Genomic DNA, 20826 nt, shown 5'->3' with positions numbered 1-20826 from the left:
AGTTTTGCTGAGAAACAGTGTCATTATTTTAATTTGTGCTTTTTTTGCAGGTGCTTTAAGAGAATTGCTGGAATTGTCTTTTCAAAGTCCCTTTCACTGGGTAACACTCGTCATTAATTTAACTGGGGCTTTACTGATGGGCATGACTTATGAATATGTCGAGCTCTCTGAAGAAAACAGCGGCATTTTCTCCTTAATTGTTGGCACGGGTTTAATCGGCAGTTTCACGACTTTTTCGACTTTTATATCAGAGATCTATGCTTTCATCAGGCAGCAGCAATTTTTGCTAGCACTGCTTTACCTAGTCTCATCAACTGTTTTTGGTATACTGCTGCTCATCAGCGGCAAAAAAATCGTCAGGGTCATGAAACATGCTGATTAAACTAACCTTTATTTCAGCCTTAGGTACTGCCCTTGGCGGCGAAGCTAGATACTTGATTTCGCGCTACCCGCACTTTGACCGGCTTTTTGGCTTTTCTCTGGCGACTATTCTGATCAATATTATCGGTTCTTTTTTGCTGGCAATTGTGTTAAACAGTTCGCTTTCCCTGCCTTGGCGAACTTTTTTCGGCAGCGGCATCATCGGCGGCTTGACGACCTTTTCAACTTTTATTTTAGAAACAGTTAACTTGTCGACCAAACGGCAACGCCAAAAAGCCCTGCTGTATCTTGTCAGCTCCGTATTATTATCTTTGGCAGCCTTCGCTTTTGCCGCTTGGTTGATGCACAAATAAAAAATCCAACCTTTGGCTGGATTTAAGTAAATTATTTTTTTAGTTGTGAAACAGTTTCTTGAATTAATTGCCTTTGAAAATCGGCAGCAAACTGTTTGCCCAAACGCTGTTGGGCCTGACGATCAGTTGCTAAAGCAGGCTGTTTAGCGATTGCTTCTTGCATATGTGTCTGCACGTAAGCCGCGGCCTGCGTCTTGGCTTGAGCTTGGAATTTTGCGCTGCCCATTTGCTTTTGTAAAGCTTTAGCTTGAACAGTCGAGAGACGAGGCCAAGATTTTGGCAAGTAAAAACGATTAACTCTGCGCGTCAATTCATGGCCGTTTCCGGCGATGCCGAATAAAAAGCGATTGAAATTAGAACGGTATTCCCAATGCGTTTCACTGGTCTGAAGTCGAGCTTTTTGAGAAGACACGGCTATCACACGGTTTACAGTCATCGAATTAGCCTGCGTATGGCTAGGTTTTTTCTGGTTAGCTTTGGTCGTGTAGATATAGACATTATCCTTGCCACTAGTACCGATCGGCTGATATAAAAGCAGACCAACTGGCATTTTACTGCCCGCTGAAGAATAAATGCGGCGAGTCTGCTGAGTCGTCACCTTTTGCAGACCAAAGTGATCATGATAATTGGCAGCTATAGCAGCTAAAGATAAAATCAGCACAACGCCTGAAATAAGAGTCAGTAAAGTTCTTGGGAAGAGACGGTCAATATAGATAAAACTCACGAAAAAAGCGACTGCAGAAAGAATCAGTAGAATTAAAATCATGCTTCACCCCCTTGAGCAAGCGGCTTTTTGGTGTCCTGTAAAGTATCTTCTGAAAAGATTCTATCCTCTTTATTTTTCATAAAGAAAGCAATCAAAAAGCCGGCAGCACAGAAAGCAACCGCAATCCAGAAGGCTGCATGATAACCTGACATAGTCGCATTAAAAGCCTTTACTTGATAAGCCAGAGGCGACGCCTTTAACAAACTCTGTTTTGGCATTTGATTGTTCGTCACATTGGATAAAACAGAAATCAATATCGCAGTCCCAATCGAACTGGCTACTTGACGAACTGTGTTATTAACGGCCGTACCATGAGCAATCAGATTCGTCGGCAGCGCATTCATACCGGCTGTCGTTGCAGGCATCATGACCATTGAAATACCAAACATGCGCAGTGCATACAAAACTGTGATGTAGATAACAGGTGTTGTCTGTGTGATCATCACAAAGGATAACGTCCCAGCTGTTAACAAGAAGAGCCCGGCAATCGATAAACGTTTTGCACCAATGCGGTCAAAGGCACGGCCGGTAATTGGGCTCATAACCGCCATCATCAAAGCGCCCGGCAGCAATGTCAGGCCGGAATGCAAAGCGCTCATATGATGAACAATCTGTAAATAAAGCGGCACGATCATTTCGACACCGACCATCGCAATCATCACTACCGAACTCAATGCCGTTGCAATTGTGAAAGTCGAAGATGAGAAGACACGCAGCTGCAAAAATGGTGTTTTCATAGCCAATTGGCGCCAGACGAATAAGATAATTAAAATCAACCCAACAATTAAGCAGGATAAGACTGTTTTTGAACCCCAGCCATCATCGCCAACTGACGAAAATCCATACAACAAAGCGCCAAATCCAGCTGTTGATAAGGCTAAAGACAGCCAGTCTAATTTTGGACGCGATGTTTCAATAACCGGCTTCATAAAGAAGAAAGCAGCCAGCAGCACGGCCGCAACAATCGGGATAATCATGCCAAACAAGTCACGCCATTGCCAGGTGTCAATCACCCAGCCGGACAATGTCGGTCCGATAGCAGGTGCAACGCCAATAACAATGCCGGCCATCCCCATCGCTGTGCCACGCTTATCAGGCGGAAAGATGGATAGCATAATATTCTGCAGCAAAGGCATCGAAATGCCGACACCGACAGCCTGAATCAGACGTCCAGATAAGAGAAAGGCAAAGCTCGGAGCTGCCCAGGCCATGATTGTGCCGATCTCAAAAATGGCCATCGATGAAATATAAAGCCACTTGGAGTTGAAACGGTTGGACAACCATGCTGAAACAGGAATCATAATACCGTTGACCAGTAGAAAGCCAGTCGTCAGCCATTGGACTGTCGAGGTCGAAATATTGAAAGCCTTCATTAAGGTTGGAAAGGCTGTTGCGAGGATTGTCTGATTGAGGACAGTACAAAACGTACCAACCAATAAGACAATGATCATCATCAAACGATTATAGGGCTGACCCTTAGAATCAATTGCTTTTGACATTGAAATACCTTCTTTCTTGTGTTTGTGATTTCTGCTCGTTAAAAATAACTAGTCAAATATACCGCTTTAGCAGATAGTTGTAAACATTTGTCATATCATCATTATGAAAAATATATTAATTCTAGGATTCGTAGTAACTTTAGCATGATAAAATAGACTCATTGGTACAGATATGAGCGACATACAAGCAGACACACAATTCAACGATTTTACTGATTTTCGTCCCTTAATTCAATCAATTGTTAAAGAAGATAAGGTCTTAATCGGAATTGCTGATCTTTCACAGGCGACCGGCGTTTCTCAAACACAACTACGCTACTGGCTGGAGAAAGGTTATATTATCAGCCGTGACGATCCAAAAAAGAAAAAGTTTTCCTATGGCACCGTCTTTCGAGTGGCCATCATCAAGCATTTGCAAGATGAAGGTTTCACACTGGCCGCAGCCGTTGCTAAAGCCGACCATCATTCAGCCGTTGTGAAAGCCTTTAAACATCTTGTCGCAGATCGTCTGAACGGCATTCAAGAGACCGATACAGCGACATTTATTGATTTTGGCAGTTTTGACCCCCAGCCTGATAAGCACCTAATCGCCAAAGTCACCGATACGGAGATACGTTTTCTCATCCAGTAGGCTCACAGTGTCTATAATTAAGAAAAGACGATAGGACTTAAGCGAGGCTGAAACATTGGCAGAGAAACACATCATTTTAGACTGTGATCCGGGAGTTGACGACGCTTTTGCAATCGTGGCCGCAATCTTAGACCCGACAATCAAGTTAGATTTAATTTCGACCGTTGCCGGTAATGTGAGCGTCGACCGAACGACGAAAAACGCACTTTATTTAGTACAGGATATGAAAGCCAAAGTACCTGTTGCCTCCGGTGCAGCTCGTCCTTTATTGCGCGAACTGGAGAGCTATGAACCCTGGTTTGGCGAAAGCGGGCTTGGTGATTATGCCAACGGTGATTTGGTGATTTCCGAGACTGATGAAAATGCCGTGGCCAAAATCTACGAAACACTAATCGAAAGTTCTCATCCAATGACCATCGTCGGGACTGGCGCCTACACGAACCTAGCATTGCTGCTGGTTGAACACCCGGATATTAAGCCAAAAATCAAAGAGTTTATCCTCATGGGCGGTACTTTGTCTCAGGGCAATATGTCCAGCGTCGCCGAATTCAATATTTATTGCGACCCGGAAGCTGCCGATTTGATTTATCGTTCAGGAATCCCGATTATTACGGCGGGTATTGACGTATCGCAGAAAGCGCTGATCCAATTTCAGACTAATGACCAGCTGGCTAGATTTGGTTTTGTTGGCGACAAACTTGCAACTTTATTGAAAGATTATGCCGAACGCCAGGAAAACGGATTTATCGTCTACGACTTAAACACAATTGCCTACTTGCTTCATCCGGAATTCTACAAAAGCCGCAACTACTATATTGCCATTCAAAAAGACGGGCCGGCGCGAGGTGCCAGCGTGGCTGATTTATCCGACCGCAGAGATACAAATGTCAAAGTATTGACCGATGTCGATAGTCAACAGCTAAATGGCTGGCTGATTAAAGAGATGTCTGCCCTGTCTAAAATCAACACATAAAAAAGCCTTCCTATCTGAGAGGCTTTTTAATTTAGTTATTAGAATAAAACAAAGCCGATCAGAAAACCCAAAATACTGCAGACAGCGCCCCAAATGATTTCCTGCATTGTGTGTCTTCCTAAATATAGCGAAGCCCAAATGACGATTACAACGGCGACCCCCAGCCAAAATCCATATCCCAGCCCCAGAGAAAAGCTAGCCATTAAATACGGTCCGACCGTGCCGCAAGTATGTCCACTGGCTCGAATGTGAAGGATTTTATTAAAAATTACGAGAAATATGGCTGAGATCAAGTAGGTCAGCAGCAGTTTAAAAGTCAGCACTTTAACTGAGAAGAACAGTGCGTACAAAAAAGCCACAATGTAGCCTATCGGATAAACGTAGAATGCAATTCGGCGTTTCCCTTCCGGCCCACGCCGCCGGACCTGCGGAATAAAGTCGGCCAATAGATAGGAAGCTAAAGGCAGGATAACCAGCAGTGCTAAAACGACAGTAATCTGATCTAAAGCAGTCAAAAGGCCAGTCATGTAAAAGATCACCATGAGATATACAGTAATCATTGGCGGTTCGCATAACGCTCGAATCAATTTCGCTAGATTTGTTAAAATTTTCGGATGAACGATTGGATGAATCATAGAAATAAACCCGCTTTCTCATCAAATAAATAATTGTTCAATGATTAACATATTAGTGCATCAGCAAGGAAAATCCAACCCTTTTATCGATCACATCTGAGAATAATGACAAATAATTGGTCATTGAAATAGCAATCGACTGATTTGGTTGCTATACTAAAGTAAGTAAAAAGGAGATCAAAAATGAAAATAACAGTAATTGGTGCAACGGGTATGGCTGGGTCAGCAATCGTCTCAGAGGCAGCCAAAAGAGGCCATGATGTCACTGCCATCGCACGATCAGCAGAAAAATTGGTTGATTTGAAGACTAAGATACCGAGTATTCAAACTTTGCTTAAAGATGCTTTTGCTCTGACAAAAAATGATCTATCAAACAGTGACGTCCTGATCGATGCCTTTGCCAGCAGCCCTGACAAGGCTTATCTGCATGTTGATTTAGCGGCCAAATTGATTGCTCTGCTTCGGCAAAGCAGCCAGCCGCGTTTATTCTTTATTCTTGGTGCTGGCAGCCTGCACATTAGTGAAGATCACCATCTAGTTGTGAAAGATATGGAAAAAGATCCACAAAACGATTCCTTTATTTCGGTACCGCAAAATCAATTAAAGGAACTGCAATTTTTGCAAAACGTCGATGATGTTAATTGGGTTGCTGTATCTCCTGCCGCTTCATTTCATGCTGGTGCTGCTACAGCTATATTAAAAGGCAAAGATGACCTGCTGTTTAATCAAGCCGGCCAATCCGAAACTTCTTCAGGAACAATGGCCAAAGCAATTTTGGACGAGATTGAACACGAAAATTATCACCAAACGCGTTTTACAATTGCTGATGGTGATTAAAAATAAAAAAAGTCGTGCGATGATGAGCTCGCACGGCTTTTTTAATATGAAGAGAAAACTACAATTATGAAAAGCGTTTAACTAAATCAGCAAAAGTATTGATAGCGGTTTGCAAAAAAGCGATTGTGCCCGGATTAGTTATTTTGAGATTATCATCCAAGAGGTTTCGGACGTTGCCTATGTACACCTCAGGTTGAGCGACCACTGGCATGTTCAAAAAGACCAAGGACTGGCGCAAATGATGGTTGGCACCAAATCCAGCAATGCCGCCGATAGAAACACTGATGATCAAAGCAGGTTTGCCATTCCAGACACTCTGTCCAATTGGCCGAGAACCCACATCCAAAGCATTCTTTAAGGCAGCCGGCATGGAGCGATTATATTCAGGTGTCGCAAAAATCACAGCATCAATATCAGCCATCTGCTGCCTAAAACGCTGCCAGCTCTCCGGAACCTTTTTTTCGTCATCAAAGTCCTGATTATAAAGTGCCAGATCCGAAATTTTCACGTTAACAAGTTCAAATCCTCCAGGCAGCAAGGCGGCTGCTTGTGTTGCAATGGCACGTGTATAAGACTTTTTTCTTAAACTGCCCACGATTAAGGCCACTTTTTTAGTCATGATATTCTTCATATCTCCTTACTTTTTGTAAGTTAAATATAACGCTAAAAAATAAGGAAATCAAGCGGTCTTTTATAAAGAATGGTGATGATGAAGATAGATGATTAATAAGAGCATTAAAATAACAGTCACGATTAACGAAATCAACCATGCTAGTGATCCTGCGGCCAGCGGCAGATGCATATTCATACCATAAAAACCGCTCACGATGGGCGGAATGGCCAACAGCAGCGACCAGACTGTCAAAAAACGCATAATCGCATTCAGATCATTATTAATCAAGCGATCATAGGCATCACTTAACTGCTCAACATTTTCCGATATCAAATCGATCAATCTGGTTGACTGGCGAACTGCGAGATTGAGTTTCCGAAGTTTGCGTGCAGATACCGTCTTGATCTGGACATGTGTATCTTTGAAAAAAGAATGGATCTGAGAAAAACAGTCAGCATTTTCTTTGACGGCCGAGCGAAGATAAACAACATTCCGATTCACTCTTGTCAGATTTTCAAAATTTCTGCTATTACGATGGGAACTTAAATGCGTCTGAATGTGTTCCGTTCGCTCAGACAAATTTGAAATGATATCCATATATTTGTTCAGGGTCAGAAGCAAAAGATCTAACAAAAACTCAGCACGATCGCCTTCCTGCTGTTTTAACAAATCCATGACGCTATCATGAATAAAAGTCATTTTTGAGGTCACAAACATCAGCATCTGCTGTTTGTGAAAAATGACAGAGATAGGCTCAGAATGCGATTTTTCACTGATCGGTACCCAGAAAACAATCACAGCATCCTCTAAGGAGTCTTCGCTTTCAATGCGCGCCGGACCATTCTTATCATCGACATACTCAAGCAATAACGGATCAATCTGATATTGATTTTCGAGCAGGTCCTTATCAGCTTGGGTATAATTCTCGACCAAGACGAGATCGAAGCGATGCCTGCTGTCAGATGAATATTTTTTCAACAAAGTCAGGACTCCTCCCGTTGTTTTAATTAACCGCGCAATAAGGATTTGTTTCTGGAAGCGCTTAATATTAGTTTAACCCTTGGCTGATAAAATAAAGCCATCGGCAGAAAACCGGTACAAGTATGATCATTTCCAAGGAGGAAGAGCCATGTCAGTTAAAGAAGATCAAGCGAATTCACTCAAGGAACACAAACAAATCCAAGCACCTGAGGCGGAAGACAAAGCAACCGCAGACCAATTAAAACTTGCTAAGGGCCAAAGCGATCAGCTGCTGAGCCAAGCCGAAAAGAAGCTCTACGCTTTAAGAAACGCTGCCAAAGATAAAATCAGCGAAATTAATAAATAAAAACCTGTAGATGAGGATGTCTCAAAATACAGGTTTTTTATTTTATATAACGATTCAACGAGGCCACAATATCAACCGCAACCTGCTGCTGATAAGCCGGGTTCTTGATATATGGAAAATCAAAATCGCTATCCATAAATCCCATCTCAATCAGGACAGCCGGACGGCGGTTATCCCGCAAGACTTGAAAATTACCATAGGCAATGCCGCGATCGTATAAAGGCAGATTGTGGAAACCCTGATCAAGACTAGCCGCGAGCTGGTCGGCATTATGATGATATTTAAAAACCTCATAGCCATAAGCTAAATTGCGCTGCCCTGCAGAATTAAAATGAAAGCTGATAAATAAGGTTGCCTTGACACGATTAGACATCGCCGGCCGTGCCGCCAGACTAACAGTTTTATCACTGTGCCTTGTCATTAACACACGAGCATGTTGAGCTTTTAACAAACGATAGGTCTTTAGAGCCGTTGGCAGCGTATAGTGTTTTTCCATTGCGCCGTCAGGTGCTAAAGTGCCGGAATCAATACCGCCATGACCAGGGTCCAGCACAATCGTACTTTCGGCTAAACGACCGCTCTTTGCCGCATCGTAACTCTGATCTCTTAAAAGCCAGGCAGCCACCCAGCCTTTGCTAGAAGCCGATCTTACATAATACCAATCCGTTTGTTGATTGCGTCGGAGAACGGTCACTCGTTGGCCTCTAGCCACACGTCGAATAATACGCGACCGCGGTGAAGGCGAAGCACACAAATTCACAGAGCCAGCCTGGACAGTCAATTGTAAAGAACGATGCAGCAGATAAAAAGTTCCTGCAGCCAGCAAAATCAGCAGTATAAAAATAGCAATCAACCATCGACGTCTTTTTTGGACCGACAAACGGTTGATGAATTTTTTTTGCCGCCAAATATTCAAACTGCCGCCGCCAAACAATCGGCACAGACACCGAAAAGTTCAAAGTCTGTTGAATTAATTTCGCAATCAGGAATTTGTTTTTGGAAATCAGTCAAATCCGGTCGTTTTAATTCAATCACACGGCGGCATTTTTCACAGATAAAGTGGCAGTGTTTCAGATTCTTGAAATCACATTGATATTTCACACAAAGGCCGTTTTTAAAATTACGTGTCTCAAGCACTGAAATTTTTTCGAGTTCCTGAACATTGCGATAAACCGTTTCATAACTCATATGTTTGTAAGTCTGACGCAAAAAGAGATCAATCTCTTTAATGGGCAGATAATAATCTTGTCGATCTGCTAAATACTGCAGCATATCGCTTCTTTGATTTGTAATTTTCAGGCCGTTTTTTTTCATGACCTCGAGTGCTTCGCCGATACCGACTGTCTTTATCATGCTGATATACCTTCTAAAACCATATAACTAATCCAAATGGCCTTCGTTTAAAACAATAACATAGCATTCTTATATGGGGCATCATCTTCCTATTTTTGCGCTTTGATGGTCTTGGCAAATAAGCTGGCCAAATAAAAGAAAGTTTCGATCGCTGCGATGAAAAATGTGACCGGCCAATTAGTTTCATAAGCCAGATACAGGCCAAGCCAAGTACCAACTAAGGAAAGGCCAATACTGATAAAAATCATAGCCGAAACAGAACGGGCGTAAAATTGTGCCGTATAAGCTGGCAATGTCAGCAAAATAAAAATCAGCAAAGCCCCAACAATTTGTGAAGCGACACTCACGCTTAAAGCCATCATGACGATGAAAATAATATTGATATAATTATTTTTTCTATCTGTAATTTGAGAACCAATCTGATCAAAAGAATCAAATTTCAAACGGCGATAAATCAACATCGTCAGAATCATGACAATCATAGAAACAACAATGATTTGGATCACGTTGCCAAAACTAATCCCGACGATACTACCGAATAAAATACTTGTTGTATAGGAAGCATTTTTGCTGGAAAAAGAAAGAAACAGAACGCCTAATCCCATAAATAAAGCCGAAACAGAGCTTGTTGCTGCATCCCTTCTCTGCTGATTAATCCCAATTCGACTGGCTAAAATTGAACTCAGAAAAGTGAATAACATCATCGACTGAAAGGGTGCCCATCCGATCCAAACGCCAAAGGCCGCACCGGAAAAGCCGATTTCAGAAAGTGTGTGAGCGAGAAAAGACAATTTTCTGGCAACCACAAAAACACCAACAATGCCGCATAAGATCGCGACAATCGTCCCCGCTTCGTAGGCATGCTGCATAAAATCTAACGATAACATGGATTCTCCTTTCAATTTTCAGCCAAATCGGCCACTTTACCGTACTTAAATTTGTCGGGGAATAATTCCAAATAATGTTTCCCGTACTTTTTGACCAGCGGCCAATCATGAGAGATGAAAATAATCGTGGTCTGATTGTCTTTGTTCAATTTAGTTACAAGATCCAAAACATCATATTTAGACTGCTGGTCAAGGCTTGCAGTTGATTCATCTAAAATCAAAAGTTTAGGCTGATTGAGAATCGCTTGTGCTAGGTAAGCACGTTGTTTTTCACCGCCGGATGCCTTGCCCATAATTTGTTTTCTTTTCTGCCAAAGATTTGTCTTTTCAAGTGCTTGGCGTACCTGTGCGCGTTCAGAACAGCTTAGCCAAGGCCTGAGAGAATGGCTTAACTTCAAAGCGACGAAATTTTCGATTGAGAGCGGGTAATTTTCTTCAATATTGCGAAACTGCGGGACATAACCGATATCATTTTTAGTCATTATCTCAGGATTGAGCCATATTTTACCGTCACTAGGAGTCAAGAGACCTAGCAGCAAATATATTAAAGTTGTCTTGCCGGTGCCATTAGATCCTAATAGACAAAAAAAATCTCCCTTTTGAATATCCAAGTTCAGATTTTCATAAAGGACACGATTTTTAAAGGTCATTTTCAAATTAACAAAAGAAATAATTGCTTGTGCTGCTTCTGTCAAATGTTTTTCTCCTTAGTTAGAAAAGGTCTAAGCCATAAATTACTTAGCTTCATTTTGAATCCGGCCTACTTGATTATACTGGCTGAGCATCCATTGTTTATAGCTCTTGCCTTTCGGTTTCGTTTCAGTCACTTTTAGAACTGGTACCTGATACTTTTTGGCTAGTCTGACCAGATTGCCGACGGTTTTATCAGTAGCCTGCGTATTTTGAACAAAAAAGGCAATTTTCCGTTTGCGGATATCCTGTTGCATGTTGGCAACATCCTTAGGCGCAGGGTCGGTGCCATCTTCAACAGACTTGGCAAATCCAGTGTTGTTCTCCTTATATCCAAGACTTGCAAGTGCGTAATCAAAGACCGGTTCGCTGACATCAACTAATTTACCATCGCTTTTTTTGCTCAATGCGGCGATTTTGCGGTTAATCGGCCGAATGTTGTTTTGAATATACTTTTTCGCATTTGCTTTGAAATAAGCTTTTTCACTCGGCTTTAAAGCTGCAAAATGTTTAGCCAGATAATTTGCAACTTTCGGCATTGTCTTGCGATTGTACCAAAGGTGCGGGTTATCACCGTTTTTGCGGTTCATAATATCTTCACCCACACGGATGGTCAGGGCACGCTTGTTATTCTGAGCTAGTTTTGACATCCAACTGTCATATCCGATACCATTATAAAGAAGCACATCAGCAGCATCGGCCTGCTTAGCGACATTAGTTGTTGGCTGATAATCATGCGGATCAATGCTGGTCTTTTTGATCACGTTTTCAACTGTTCCCTGATTGCCTAAAACAGCCTTAGCCACTTCACCATAAAAATCCACTGATGACAGCACTTTGATCTTCCCCTTAACTTCTTTTGCGTTAGCGGCCGGCTGACTGCCAAAAGTAAAAAACAAACTTAAGGACACAATTAATGCTGCGATTAACAAACAGACACTCTTAAAACTCTTAACCATATTCCCTCCAATTCCTTGCTTAAATAGTAAATATTACTAATAAATCCTAACATATAATTTATCAAAATAAGCCCGAAATAGTAATTTTTCCTCTTTTAAGCTGAATTTTTCATAAAAATCACGAGCTATTAACTTATTTCACAAAGATTTTTGGCAACGGCACTAAAAAACCGCCATCGGCAGGCGGTTGACTCTTTAATTAATTTTTCTTTTCGGATTCAAAATTCCCATGGGATCAAAAAGATTTTTTAACTGATGCTGAATGACATCAACATCGTCACCTAATTCTTCGTTGGTCCATAGGTTTTTTGACATACCGACCGCATGCTCGCCGGAAATGGTTCCGCCCAGCGCCAAGGTCTTATAAAATAAGCGGCGAATCCCTTCAATAACAGCGTCAGGCGGCGTTGGCTGGCCGTCCCAAAGCAGGCTCGGGTGCAGATTACCATCTCCAGCGTGCCCGGCCGTGTAAATATCCAGTGATAAGTCTTTGGCTGTCTGGTCGATAAAATCAGTCATCACAGCTAATTGCGATAATGGGACAGCCATGTCTTCCATAATGTGATATTTTGTATTGGCAAACACAGCCGGCAGCATGTCCTGGCGCAGCTTAACTAACTGTGCTGCTTTATTCGGATCATCAGTGACTGTAATATTCCAAGCTTCATGCTCTTTTAAGATTTTTTCAGAAATCTGCAGCTGCGTGTCGCTAGCGCCGTCAAAGCCAAAAATCAGCATGGCTGAACTGGCCGTCTTGGCATAATGACTGTCTTCATATTGATCCAAAGACTGAACCGTCTTGCCATCCAGAGCTTCCAGCATCGTCGGATACAGACCAGACATCCGTAAGGCCTGAACACCCTTAGCTAGTTTGGTCATATCATCAAAGAAAGCAATGCCGCGAATCGTTTTGCCATAAGGAATTGGAAACAGTTTAACAGTCACTTCTGTGATAATGCCAAAAGTGCCTTCAGAGCCGACAAAAAGCTGCGTCAAATCATAGCCGAAAGCCTGCTTCAGTGTCCGGCCGCCAAGCTTGATTTCATGGCCGTTTGTCAGCATCACTTTCAAACCTAGCACTGAATCTTTTGTCGCCCCATAGCGCGCACCGCTGAGGCCGCCAGCATTCGTCGAGGCATTGCCGCCAATTGATGATAAGGGTTTGGAGGCTGGATCCGGCGCATAAAACAAGCCTTGTTTGCGGGCGGCTTGATCCAAATCCTGATTAATGACGCCAGGTTCAACGACGGCTAATCCGTCGCCTTGGCTAATCTCGATAATATGATTCAGTTTGGCAACTGAAAGAATAATCCCACCATTGACACCGTCAGCGCCAATCACAGTACTCGTATCAGCGCCCTGCGCGACAATCGGCAAATGGAATTTCATGGCGGTTTTTAAAACGCCGCCGATATCGTCCTTGTCGCTAACGGCCACATAAGCAAAAATTTTGCCGTCAATCTGGTCCTGCGCCCGGCCATTTGCCGTATGTTCGTCCGCCATAAGGTCACCAATATGAATCTCAGCGTGAGGTGCGGCTTTTTTTAAATAATCAATCATCTCCTGATGACTATGAGCTGTAAATACTGCCATACTTAATATCCTTTCAAAATCAATTGCTGCATTTTTAGTTGGTTAAAAATCGGCCTTTAAAATAATAAACAACCATATGCTTACTAAAAGTAACAATAAATCAGTTTTACAACGAAAGCGCAAACATGTCAAGAAATAAAAGAAATTTGTTAGCAAATAATTCAAATAAAAGCAGTCAAAATAAAAACCAGCCCAATCAGTGGCTGGTTTTTAATGTAAAAAGAATTAGATTATTTATTACTCCTTGTCGTTAACCAAGAAACAATTAAGACGACAACGACTGCACCGATGATTGATTGGAAAACAGCTATCCCGGCAACATGCCAACCCCAATCTCCGAGAATGGATTCGCCAAGCCATGAACCGACTAAACCAGCTACGATATTAGCGATCCAGCCCATTGACTTGCCTTTACTCGTAATCGCACCAGCAATTGCGCCGATGATCGCGCCGATGATTAATACCCAAAGTAAATGAAGCATGATAATTCCTTTCCGGAGCTTTTTTATTGACCTCAGTTGGCCACAACTCTATTTTAACAAAAATCACAAAGTCACTCATTTCTCGGATTTGAAGGTCTTGTTGATCTTGCCAATATTGGACATTTGTATAATTTAAGTATTGGTAAGCGCTTTCTGTTTGCCAAAATAGATGACAAGGGAAAAATAAAAATGAGAAAGCTGGTTCTATTTTTACATGCTTCACTTGATGGTTTTGTAGAAGGGCCGAATGGTGCTATGGGTATCGGCTGGATTGCTTACGACGCCGATTTAGAAAAATATGCAGAAAAAGTTCTGAACACTGCAGATACTGTCATTTGGGGCCGCCGAACTTATCAGATGATGCATGATTATTGGCCGACTGTCCCGGCGAATCCATCAGCCTCGCCATATGAAAGACATCACGCTGATTGGATCGAACAGGTAGACAAAATTGTGTTTTCCAGAACACTTAAGGAAGTCGAATGGCATCACACAAGGCTCGTCCAAGATAATGTCAAAAAAGAAATCAATCGCCTGAAACAGCAGCCGGGTCAAGACATGGTGATACTCGGGAGCCCTAGATTGGCCCACTCTTTGATGGCACTGGATTTAATTGATGAGTATAAGATTACCATTTCGCCTGTTCTGATCGGCCAGGGACTGCCTTTATTTCAGGGTATTAAGAACAAAGTTGACTTAAAACTGCTTGAAAATCAAAGCTTTGATTCCGACGCTCTGGGCCTTACCTATCAGACGATACGGTAGAGGTATCGCAAACATTTTTTGTCTGTCATTTGCTACAATCAATGACAAAACGAGCTGGTCTTGCCGGCTAGGGACGGAAAACAATCGGTCAGATGCTAGAGATAAGATTCTTAAATGAAAATGATTTTGATCAATATCGGCAAATACGATTAGCTGCTTTGTTGTCGGATCCAACCGCATTTGGTTCAACTTATGAAGAAGAAAACCGTTATCCGGATCGGCATTTTAAAGACCGCCTCCAAAACAGTAATGGCCGCTTTATCGTAGGGGCTTTTATAGGATCTGATTTGATTTGTATTGCGGCTCTTAGAAGGCTAAGCAATCAAAAAGAGCAGCATAAAGCAGAATTAGTCTCAGTTTATTGTTTACCAGAATATCGCCATCGAGGTATGGCCCGCAAAACGATTCAATTCTGCATCGATCAGGCTCGTCAAATCGAGGGTCTGAGACAGATTCTGCTGGCCGTGTCAGCCAATAATCAACAAGCAATCAGTTTATACAAATCACTAAACTTTGCCAAATACGGCACCGAACCTGATTCTTTGTTCGACGGCAAAGAATATTTTGATGAAAACCTCATGATTCTCATGTTAAAAAACGACTAGTATTTTACTCGGCCACCGTGACTTCGACTTTGATACGGTCGGGATCCTCAAAATATAAGGCATAATAATTCTCGCCGCCAGCATAAGGATAACGGTCAGCATAGAGTTCTTTATAAGGCTGATCGGCCAGCTCTTGTCTTAAATCATCAATCTCATGCTTGCTGGACATATAAAAAGCCAAGTGATTCAAGCCAATGTACGTGCGATTGTAATTAAAAGCCAGTTTTTCCTGATCCGTTTGCACAAAGACCAAATAAGTGTCATCCAAAATGAAGCTGATGCCCTTATCCCACTGTTGATAGATTTTGTAATTTAGATGCGAGACTAACAGCCATGACCAGAATTTTGTCGTGGTCGTAAGATCGGAAACATAGATTTCAACGTGACTGATGAGGCCTTTTTTTGTCATAAAAACTCCTAGTTATTTGCGTCAGTCAGCAGGACTTTTTTCAAAGCTGCGGCAAGTGCGCTTTTCATATTGGATAATTCAGCTGGTGACGGTCGATTATCATCTGAAAACATCTTCTCTTTTGGCAGCCACCATACCGGGCCTGCGATCGGCATATCATTTTCTCGCCGCGGAAACAAATGCCAATGCAGATGGGCATTCCCGTTTCCCAACAATTCACAATTCATTTTTTCAGCGGCAAAAGCCTGAGAAACCGCCTCACTCACCAGGCTCATCTCGTGAAGAAACAAATCTTCATAGGCCCGTGGCAGAAAGTGCAGCTCTGTTTGGTGCTCTTTGCATAGAAATAAGGTGTAGCCCCTGAAAAACTGATGATCACCGAGGACAACATATCCCGTCTTCAATTCAGCGACAAAATAAGGATTTGTGCCCTCTTTGATCATGTCGATTCGGCGGCAAATTTCACAATTATCTGTCATGGCTGCTCCTTTGAATATAACAATATCATAAGCAGATCTGGGCCGAATCTAATCGAACGCTGCCATAAAAACGCGGAAATTATGATTCGAGCAGCTTTGCCAGTTTATCAGGTCTAAATCCAGACCAGCTTTCACCAGCAGCAACCACATATGGCGTTTGTTTGATGCCAAGAGCTCGTAACCATGCCAACTGTTTGGCATTCGACGGATCGCTGATATTAATTGAATCAAAAGGGATATCGCGTTCCCGCAGCCAGCGCATCGTGGCATGGCACTGCGGGCAATTGTCTTTAATATAGATCGTCAACATGGTTTTTATCCACTACTCTCAATATACAGATATTGAGAGTAGATTGTCGACCCAGTTCGATGTGAAATCCAATTATTCGAAACCTTCAAAGAGTATAAAAAAACGCTATATCAGCACTCACATAAAATGCAAATATAACAGTCAGAAAGGTGGTAACGGGAATCGGACCCGTGATAACGGTTTTGCAGACCGTCGCCTTACCGCTTGGCTATACCACCAAAAAGTCACCTTTAAAATCATAGCAAAAAGGACAGGTAAATGTTTTTAAACTTTATAATTTAAGTATGGACACGATTAAGCTATTCGCAAGTGATCTCGACGGTACCTTTGTGACCGACAAAAAGACCTTCGATACGAAATATTTCAAGAACACGATCGAACAATTAGCAGCAAACCAACAATTCTTTGTTGCTTCATCAGGACGGTCCTATAACGGAATCGCGATGATTTTCAAAAGCTACATTAAAAAGTATAACATCAGCTTGGTCTCACAGAACGGTGCTTCTGTTTTTGCGGACGGCCGCAACATTTTTCGTTCCGACATTGACCCAGACATTTTAGAAAAAATTTATGCAGCCATTCCCGAACTCAGCGTCAAACCGGACAGAATCATCTTCGAGGGCGATGATACAACCTACGCACCAGATTATCAAAAACAGGCCAATCTGGACAAAATCAGTTTCTACAATCCAAAAATGAGAACTATTCACCGTTTTTCAGAAATTAACGAACCTATCGAAAAGATCGCGATTTTTTGGCATGATAGCGATCAAAAACTCATGGCTGAAGAACTGATCGCGAAAATCAAAGTTCAAGGTGTCCGTGCCACCTCCTCGGGATATGGTTCTATCGACATTATCAATCGCGGCATTTCCAAAGCGATCGGCCTGCAGAAACTCGGCTCCTACTTGGGCCTGCATCATGACCAAATGGCCGCCTTCGGGGATGGCGAAAATGATCTGGAAATGCTTTACTATGTGGCTCATCCCTATGTCATGCCCAATGCTCCGGACTTCATCAAAAAAGAGTTTGCATGCGACCAAATTGCCTTGGCCGACAATAACCACGATGGCGTCTTAAAAACAATCAACCAAATCATTGCAAAATAAAACCACGATCGCAGATAGAATCGTGGTTTTATTTTTAAGCCAAATGCAAACTCACTTCACGAGCTCTACTTGGAACAGTCACAGTAACGGCCCCTTCTGATTGTGCCATATCACCAGTTTGGCCATCAATCTTCAAGTCCATCACCTGTTTTGCATGAATGACGAATTGGAAATGATCATATTGCTGAGCATATTGAGCTGTCGGCTCGCTAATTTGAATCGTTAACTGATCTCCCTTTCTGGTTTGACGAAAATTATACAGATTATAGACACCGTCACGATAATCAAAACTTTCGCCGTCGTCACGATAATGTTCATAAAGGCTTTGCCCATCACTGGTCAAAGGGTAAATATCTAGAGTTAGTTCTGTAATTTGTTTCTCGCCAACATAATTCTGTACAGGGTACAAAGGTATCGTACTTCCCTCTTTGACGTAAATCGGGCAAGTGTCCAAAGGTGCTTGTTTGACAATGTACTGGCCGCCTTGAAAGACTTCCTGTGTCCAATAATCAATCCAGCGATTCCCTTTAGGCAGATAAACGGTCCGCGCCTTTTGCCCTTGTGCCACGACCGGTGCGACAAGCAGATTAGAGCCGCTCATAAATTCATCATTAATTTCGTAAACAGCTTCATCATCTTGATAATCCAGCAGTAAAGGCCGAATCATGGCCAAACCGCTGCTTTCTTCGGCATGCATAATATCGTAAAAATAAGGCAGCAAACGGTAACGTAATCTAATGTATTTGCGATTGATTGACTCAGTCTGCGGATCAAAAGCCCAAGGTTCCTGATCTCGTGTAAAGACGCTGGAATGGTTCCGGAAGAGTGCCGTGAAAGCGCCTACCTGCACCCAGCGCGACAAAAGTTCGGCCGTCGCATCAAAACCAAATCCACCGACATCCGTGCCGCTAAAGGCCAAACCGCTCAAACCTAAATTCATCAGCATTGGCAGCGACATGCGCAAATGCTCCCATAAACTTTGATTATCGCCGGTCCAAACAGTCGAGTATTTCTGCGTACCAGCATAGGCTGCCCGCGTAATCACGAAAGGCCGTTTATTCGTAGCCGCTTTAATCCCTTCGTAGGTCGCTTTTGACATATAGTGCCCATAAACATTGTGAATTTCTCGATGATCCGTTAAACGGCCATCATTATTGAATTGCACATCATCTGGTAAAGGTCCGTTAAAACTGGCTGGTTCGTTCATATCATTCCACACACCGGCCACACCGTGATCGACGAGAATTTTTTGATTCTCGGCCCACCATTTGCGAACCGGCTGATTAGCAAAATCCGGATATAAAGCATCCCCAGGCCAGACACGGTTTACATAAGGCAAACCGTCTTTATCAGTTGCAAAGTAATGATTTTTAACACCTTGATCGTAAATGGCATAACCCTGATCCTTTTTAACGCCAGGGTCGATGATCGTGACCACTTTAAAACCCTTATCTTTCAATCTTTTCAACATCTGTTCGTGATCAGGAAACTTTTTGTCATCCCAAGTGAAGACACGATAGCCGTCCATGTAATCTATATCCAGATACAAGACATCACAAGGAATGCCCTTTTCCCGAAAATCGTCAGCGATCTCTTCTAAGCGCTTTTCCGGTGCATAAGACCATCGTGATTGCTGATAACCCAGTGTCCATAGCTGCGGCAGCGGCGTCCGGCCAGTTAAAAAGGTGTAACCGCCGACCACTTCTTTGGCTGAAGGACCATAAATAAAGTAGTAGTCGAGATTACCATCAATAGCGCTAAAAGAATAGTACTGACTATTTTCCTTGCCAAAGTCAAAAAATGTTTTATAGCTATTATCAAAGAAAATGCCATAAGCCGTCTTTTTTGTCAAAGCAATGAAAAAGGGAATCGATTTGTACAAACTCTCAAAGCTCTCAACATGGGGTTCTGGATTGTCCGTATTCCACATTTTATAGTGGTAGCCGCGCTTATTCAGATGTCCAGTTTTATCGCCAAGTCCGTAAAAATAGCTGTCAGGCTGCAATTGTTTTAGAACACGAATTTTCTGGGCTGCTTGTTCGGCTTCAAATTTGTGTCCTTCCTCAGCTGCGATATCCAGATCATTTCCGGTACCGCGACGGACAAAAGGCCGATCCTCGCCACGATAATCGGCACAAAGCAGGTTGCCGGTTAAGTCATAAATATCGACAATAAAATTATCGGCAACCACGGCTTTTAATTGACTTGTATAGACAAGCACTTGGCCGCCTGCAAAATCTGTCTTGATTTCACCTGGGGCCGGCTGTAAATTCTCGATGGCTTTAGATGGGCGCCGTTCTGAAGAAATTGGCGAGAAAAAATTGATAATTGATGGCGTAACCACCGTGACAGTCGCCTGGCCGTGTTCAAATTCAATTGAAACGACATTGTCTTTCACTTCGTAATACTTAATTTTTCCAAACATAAATCTGAGATAATCCTTTCAATTGAATTTTGTGAAACTATTTTGTTTGTATCTGTTGTGTGTCGTCAGCCCGTTTACTAATTTCTTTATCCAGACTTTTTTTGAAATAATGCGTAACTAAAAGCACACAGCTGCCAGGAAAGAGGATTGGCAGCAGCGGCGGAAAAGTCACCCATAGCAGAAAGGCAGTCCCTGCAACATCAATCATCATGAGAAGGCTATTAACAGGATGAGCCACCAGCATAAAAAAACTGTTAGCAGCATAAGCCCGATAGGATAACTGCTGATCCACAAGAAAACTGTAGAGGATCATAAAGAAAAAAGGCAGTAGAACCAGCAGCACAATGAAAATAACAGCTAGAAAAGCGAAGAACCGCGCATAATATCTCGCAGAAACATAGAAGATAATCAGCAAGCTCAAATTAATAAGACCAAAAATCAGGCTTTTCAAGTAATCGCGGCGGTAATAGAATAGCTCCGTTTTCCAGGATGGCAAATGATGGCCATCCTTAAAATATCTTCTAGCTAAAGCGAGTGTCGTGACAGTTGCAGGGATCGCTGATATGGGCATGAAAAGCAGGCCGCTAGCAACAGCCGTTTGCACCATAGTGCTATTTTTAGCCGTGAAAATCATGACCGCCAACAAGGCATAGGGAAAATTCAGCAGCCACCATACAGCCGATAAAAATAAAATCGGTGAGACAATATTAATAATTGTTTTACTCAATTTAACCCAATTCATTTA

The 20826-nt window shown here is 42.5% G+C and carries 26 protein-coding genes and 1 tRNA gene; 9 read left to right on the top strand and 18 right to left on the bottom strand.

Annotated elements, in window-relative coordinates; genetic code table 11:
• The first annotated feature begins 4 nt into the window (after positions 1-4).
• Both NRF22_RS00675 and NRF22_RS00670 read left to right on the top strand, forming a co-directional pair.
• Positions 5-382: a fluoride efflux transporter FluC gene (locus NRF22_RS00675; RefSeq protein ID WP_263778704.1), complete on the top strand. Its 378-nt coding sequence runs from the start codon at positions 5-7 to the stop codon at positions 380-382.
• Positions 372-734 (top strand): fluoride efflux transporter FluC, encoded by a 363-nt coding sequence (locus NRF22_RS00670; RefSeq protein ID WP_263778703.1) that lies wholly within the window; start codon positions 372-374, stop codon positions 732-734. Before NRF22_RS00675 ends, NRF22_RS00670 begins: the two co-directional genes overlap by 11 nt.
• 31 nt (positions 735-765) lie before the next feature.
• Here the strand turns inward: NRF22_RS00670 and NRF22_RS00665 are convergent, their stop codons facing one another.
• Complete coding sequence (locus tag NRF22_RS00665) at positions 766-1500, bottom strand: DUF4811 domain-containing protein (protein WP_263778702.1); 735 nt, start codon at positions 1498-1500, stop codon at positions 766-768.
• Positions 1497-2999: an MDR family MFS transporter gene (locus NRF22_RS00660; RefSeq protein WP_263778701.1), complete on the bottom strand. Its 1503-nt coding sequence runs from the start codon at positions 2997-2999 to the stop codon at positions 1497-1499. The genes NRF22_RS00665 and NRF22_RS00660 overlap by 4 nt, the downstream gene beginning before the upstream one ends.
• Positions 3000-3171: 172 nt before the next feature.
• Here NRF22_RS00660 and NRF22_RS00655 point away from each other — a divergent pair, with 172 nt between their 5' ends.
• Both NRF22_RS00655 and NRF22_RS00650 read left to right on the top strand, forming a co-directional pair.
• Positions 3172-3630, top strand: coding sequence for a MerR family transcriptional regulator (locus tag NRF22_RS00655; RefSeq protein WP_263778700.1), 459 nt, complete (start codon positions 3172-3174; stop codon positions 3628-3630).
• A 55-nt stretch (positions 3631-3685) separates the two neighbouring features.
• A complete protein-coding gene (locus NRF22_RS00650; RefSeq protein WP_263778698.1) occupies positions 3686-4603 on the top strand; it encodes a nucleoside hydrolase in 918 nt (305 codons plus the stop codon).
• A 38-nt stretch (positions 4604-4641) separates the two neighbouring features.
• Here the strand turns inward: NRF22_RS00650 and NRF22_RS00645 are convergent, their stop codons facing one another.
• A complete protein-coding gene (locus tag NRF22_RS00645; RefSeq protein WP_263778696.1) occupies positions 4642-5163 on the bottom strand; it encodes a hypothetical protein in 522 nt (173 codons plus the stop codon).
• Between the two features lie 258 nt (positions 5164-5421).
• Between NRF22_RS00645 and NRF22_RS00640 the strand changes: the two genes are divergently transcribed.
• On the top strand, positions 5422-6075 hold the full coding sequence (locus NRF22_RS00640) for an NAD(P)-dependent oxidoreductase (RefSeq protein WP_263778695.1): 654 nt from the start codon (positions 5422-5424) through the stop codon (positions 6073-6075).
• Positions 6076-6139: 64 nt separating this feature from the next.
• Here NRF22_RS00640 and NRF22_RS00635 read toward each other — a convergent pair whose 3' ends face one another.
• Both NRF22_RS00635 and NRF22_RS00630 read right to left on the bottom strand, forming a co-directional pair.
• Positions 6140-6694 (bottom strand): NADPH-dependent FMN reductase, encoded by a 555-nt coding sequence (locus tag NRF22_RS00635; protein ID WP_263778694.1) that lies wholly within the window; start codon positions 6692-6694, stop codon positions 6140-6142.
• Between the two features lie 72 nt (positions 6695-6766).
• Complete coding sequence (locus tag NRF22_RS00630; protein WP_263778693.1) at positions 6767-7666, bottom strand: magnesium transporter CorA family protein; 900 nt, start codon at positions 7664-7666, stop codon at positions 6767-6769.
• 151 nt (positions 7667-7817) lie between these two features.
• On the opposite strand from NRF22_RS00630, the gene NRF22_RS00625 reads away from it, so the two are divergent.
• Positions 7818-8015 carry a hypothetical protein gene (locus NRF22_RS00625; RefSeq protein WP_263778692.1) on the top strand — a complete coding sequence of 66 codons (198 nt, stop codon included), beginning with the start codon at positions 7818-7820 and terminating at the stop codon, positions 8013-8015.
• 37 nt (positions 8016-8052) lie between these two features.
• Here NRF22_RS00625 and NRF22_RS00620 read toward each other — a convergent pair whose 3' ends face one another.
• From NRF22_RS00620 to NRF22_RS00590, 7 genes are all read right to left on the bottom strand, one after another.
• The gene (locus tag NRF22_RS00620) at positions 8053-8931 is read right to left on the bottom strand and encodes an N-acetylmuramoyl-L-alanine amidase (protein WP_263778691.1); all 879 of its coding nucleotides are present in this window, start codon (positions 8929-8931) and stop codon (positions 8053-8055) included.
• Positions 8928-9368, bottom strand: a complete 441-nt coding sequence (locus NRF22_RS00615) for a Fur family transcriptional regulator (protein ID WP_263778690.1) — start codon at positions 9366-9368, stop codon at positions 8928-8930. Before NRF22_RS00615 ends, NRF22_RS00620 begins: the two co-directional genes overlap by 4 nt.
• An 89-nt stretch (positions 9369-9457) precedes the next feature.
• Positions 9458-10255: a metal ABC transporter permease gene (locus tag NRF22_RS00610; protein ID WP_263778688.1), complete on the bottom strand. Its 798-nt coding sequence runs from the start codon at positions 10253-10255 to the stop codon at positions 9458-9460.
• Positions 10256-10266: 11 nt separating this feature from the next.
• Complete coding sequence (locus tag NRF22_RS00605) at positions 10267-10905, bottom strand: ATP-binding cassette domain-containing protein (protein ID WP_263779258.1); 639 nt, start codon at positions 10903-10905, stop codon at positions 10267-10269.
• Between the two features lie 84 nt (positions 10906-10989).
• Positions 10990-11904, bottom strand: coding sequence for a metal ABC transporter solute-binding protein (locus NRF22_RS00600; RefSeq protein ID WP_263778686.1), 915 nt, complete (start codon positions 11902-11904; stop codon positions 10990-10992).
• A gap of 195 nt (positions 11905-12099) precedes the next feature.
• Positions 12100-13497 carry an FAD-binding oxidoreductase gene (locus NRF22_RS00595; protein WP_263778685.1) on the bottom strand — a complete coding sequence of 466 codons (1398 nt, stop codon included), beginning with the start codon at positions 13495-13497 and terminating at the stop codon, positions 12100-12102.
• Between the two features lie 230 nt (positions 13498-13727).
• Positions 13728-13979 (bottom strand): GlsB/YeaQ/YmgE family stress response membrane protein, encoded by a 252-nt coding sequence (locus tag NRF22_RS00590; RefSeq protein WP_263778684.1) that lies wholly within the window; start codon positions 13977-13979, stop codon positions 13728-13730.
• Between the two features lie 123 nt (positions 13980-14102).
• Between NRF22_RS00590 and NRF22_RS00585 the strand changes: the two genes are divergently transcribed.
• Both NRF22_RS00585 and NRF22_RS00580 read left to right on the top strand, forming a co-directional pair.
• A complete protein-coding gene (locus NRF22_RS00585; protein ID WP_263778683.1) occupies positions 14103-14744 on the top strand; it encodes a dihydrofolate reductase family protein in 642 nt (213 codons plus the stop codon).
• A 92-nt stretch (positions 14745-14836) separates the two neighbouring features.
• Entirely contained in the window at positions 14837-15349 is a 513-nt protein-coding gene (locus tag NRF22_RS00580; RefSeq protein WP_263778682.1) for a GNAT family N-acetyltransferase, read from the top strand.
• A 4-nt stretch (positions 15350-15353) separates the two neighbouring features.
• Here the strand turns inward: NRF22_RS00580 and NRF22_RS00575 are convergent, their stop codons facing one another.
• The 4 genes from NRF22_RS00575 to NRF22_RS00560 all read right to left on the bottom strand — a co-directional run bounded on the left by NRF22_RS00575 (position 15354) and on the right by NRF22_RS00560 (position 16765).
• Positions 15354-15758: a VOC family protein gene (locus tag NRF22_RS00575; RefSeq protein ID WP_263778681.1), complete on the bottom strand. Its 405-nt coding sequence runs from the start codon at positions 15756-15758 to the stop codon at positions 15354-15356.
• Between the two features lie 8 nt (positions 15759-15766).
• Positions 15767-16237: an HIT family protein gene (locus NRF22_RS00570; protein ID WP_263778680.1), complete on the bottom strand. Its 471-nt coding sequence runs from the start codon at positions 16235-16237 to the stop codon at positions 15767-15769.
• A gap of 79 nt (positions 16238-16316) precedes the next feature.
• On the bottom strand, positions 16317-16547 hold the full coding sequence (locus NRF22_RS00565; RefSeq protein ID WP_263778679.1) for a glutaredoxin domain-containing protein: 231 nt from the start codon (positions 16545-16547) through the stop codon (positions 16317-16319).
• A 147-nt stretch (positions 16548-16694) separates the two neighbouring features.
• A tRNA-Cys gene (locus NRF22_RS00560) sits at positions 16695-16765 on the bottom strand.
• Between the two features lie 66 nt (positions 16766-16831).
• On the opposite strand from NRF22_RS00560, the gene NRF22_RS00555 reads away from it, so the two are divergent.
• Positions 16832-17656 (top strand): HAD-IIB family hydrolase, encoded by an 825-nt coding sequence (locus NRF22_RS00555; RefSeq protein WP_263778678.1) that lies wholly within the window; start codon positions 16832-16834, stop codon positions 17654-17656.
• Positions 17657-17690: 34 nt separating this feature from the next.
• Here NRF22_RS00555 and NRF22_RS00550 read toward each other — a convergent pair whose 3' ends face one another.
• Together NRF22_RS00550 and NRF22_RS00545 are read right to left on the bottom strand one after the other, a co-directional pair.
• Positions 17691-20081, bottom strand: a complete 2391-nt coding sequence (locus NRF22_RS00550) for a glycoside hydrolase family 31 protein (protein ID WP_263778677.1) — start codon at positions 20079-20081, stop codon at positions 17691-17693.
• 37 nt (positions 20082-20118) lie between these two features.
• The gene (locus NRF22_RS00545; protein ID WP_263778675.1) at positions 20119-20823 is read right to left on the bottom strand and encodes a DUF624 domain-containing protein; all 705 of its coding nucleotides are present in this window, start codon (positions 20821-20823) and stop codon (positions 20119-20121) included.
• Positions 20824-20826 lie beyond the last annotated feature (3 nt).

This window comes from Oenococcus kitaharae (assembly GCF_025758695.1).
GTDB lineage: Bacteria > Bacillota > Bacilli > Lactobacillales > Lactobacillaceae > Oenococcus > Oenococcus kitaharae_A.
Note: the sequence above shows the minus strand (reverse complement) of the source record. Positions and strands in the feature narration are given on the sequence as shown.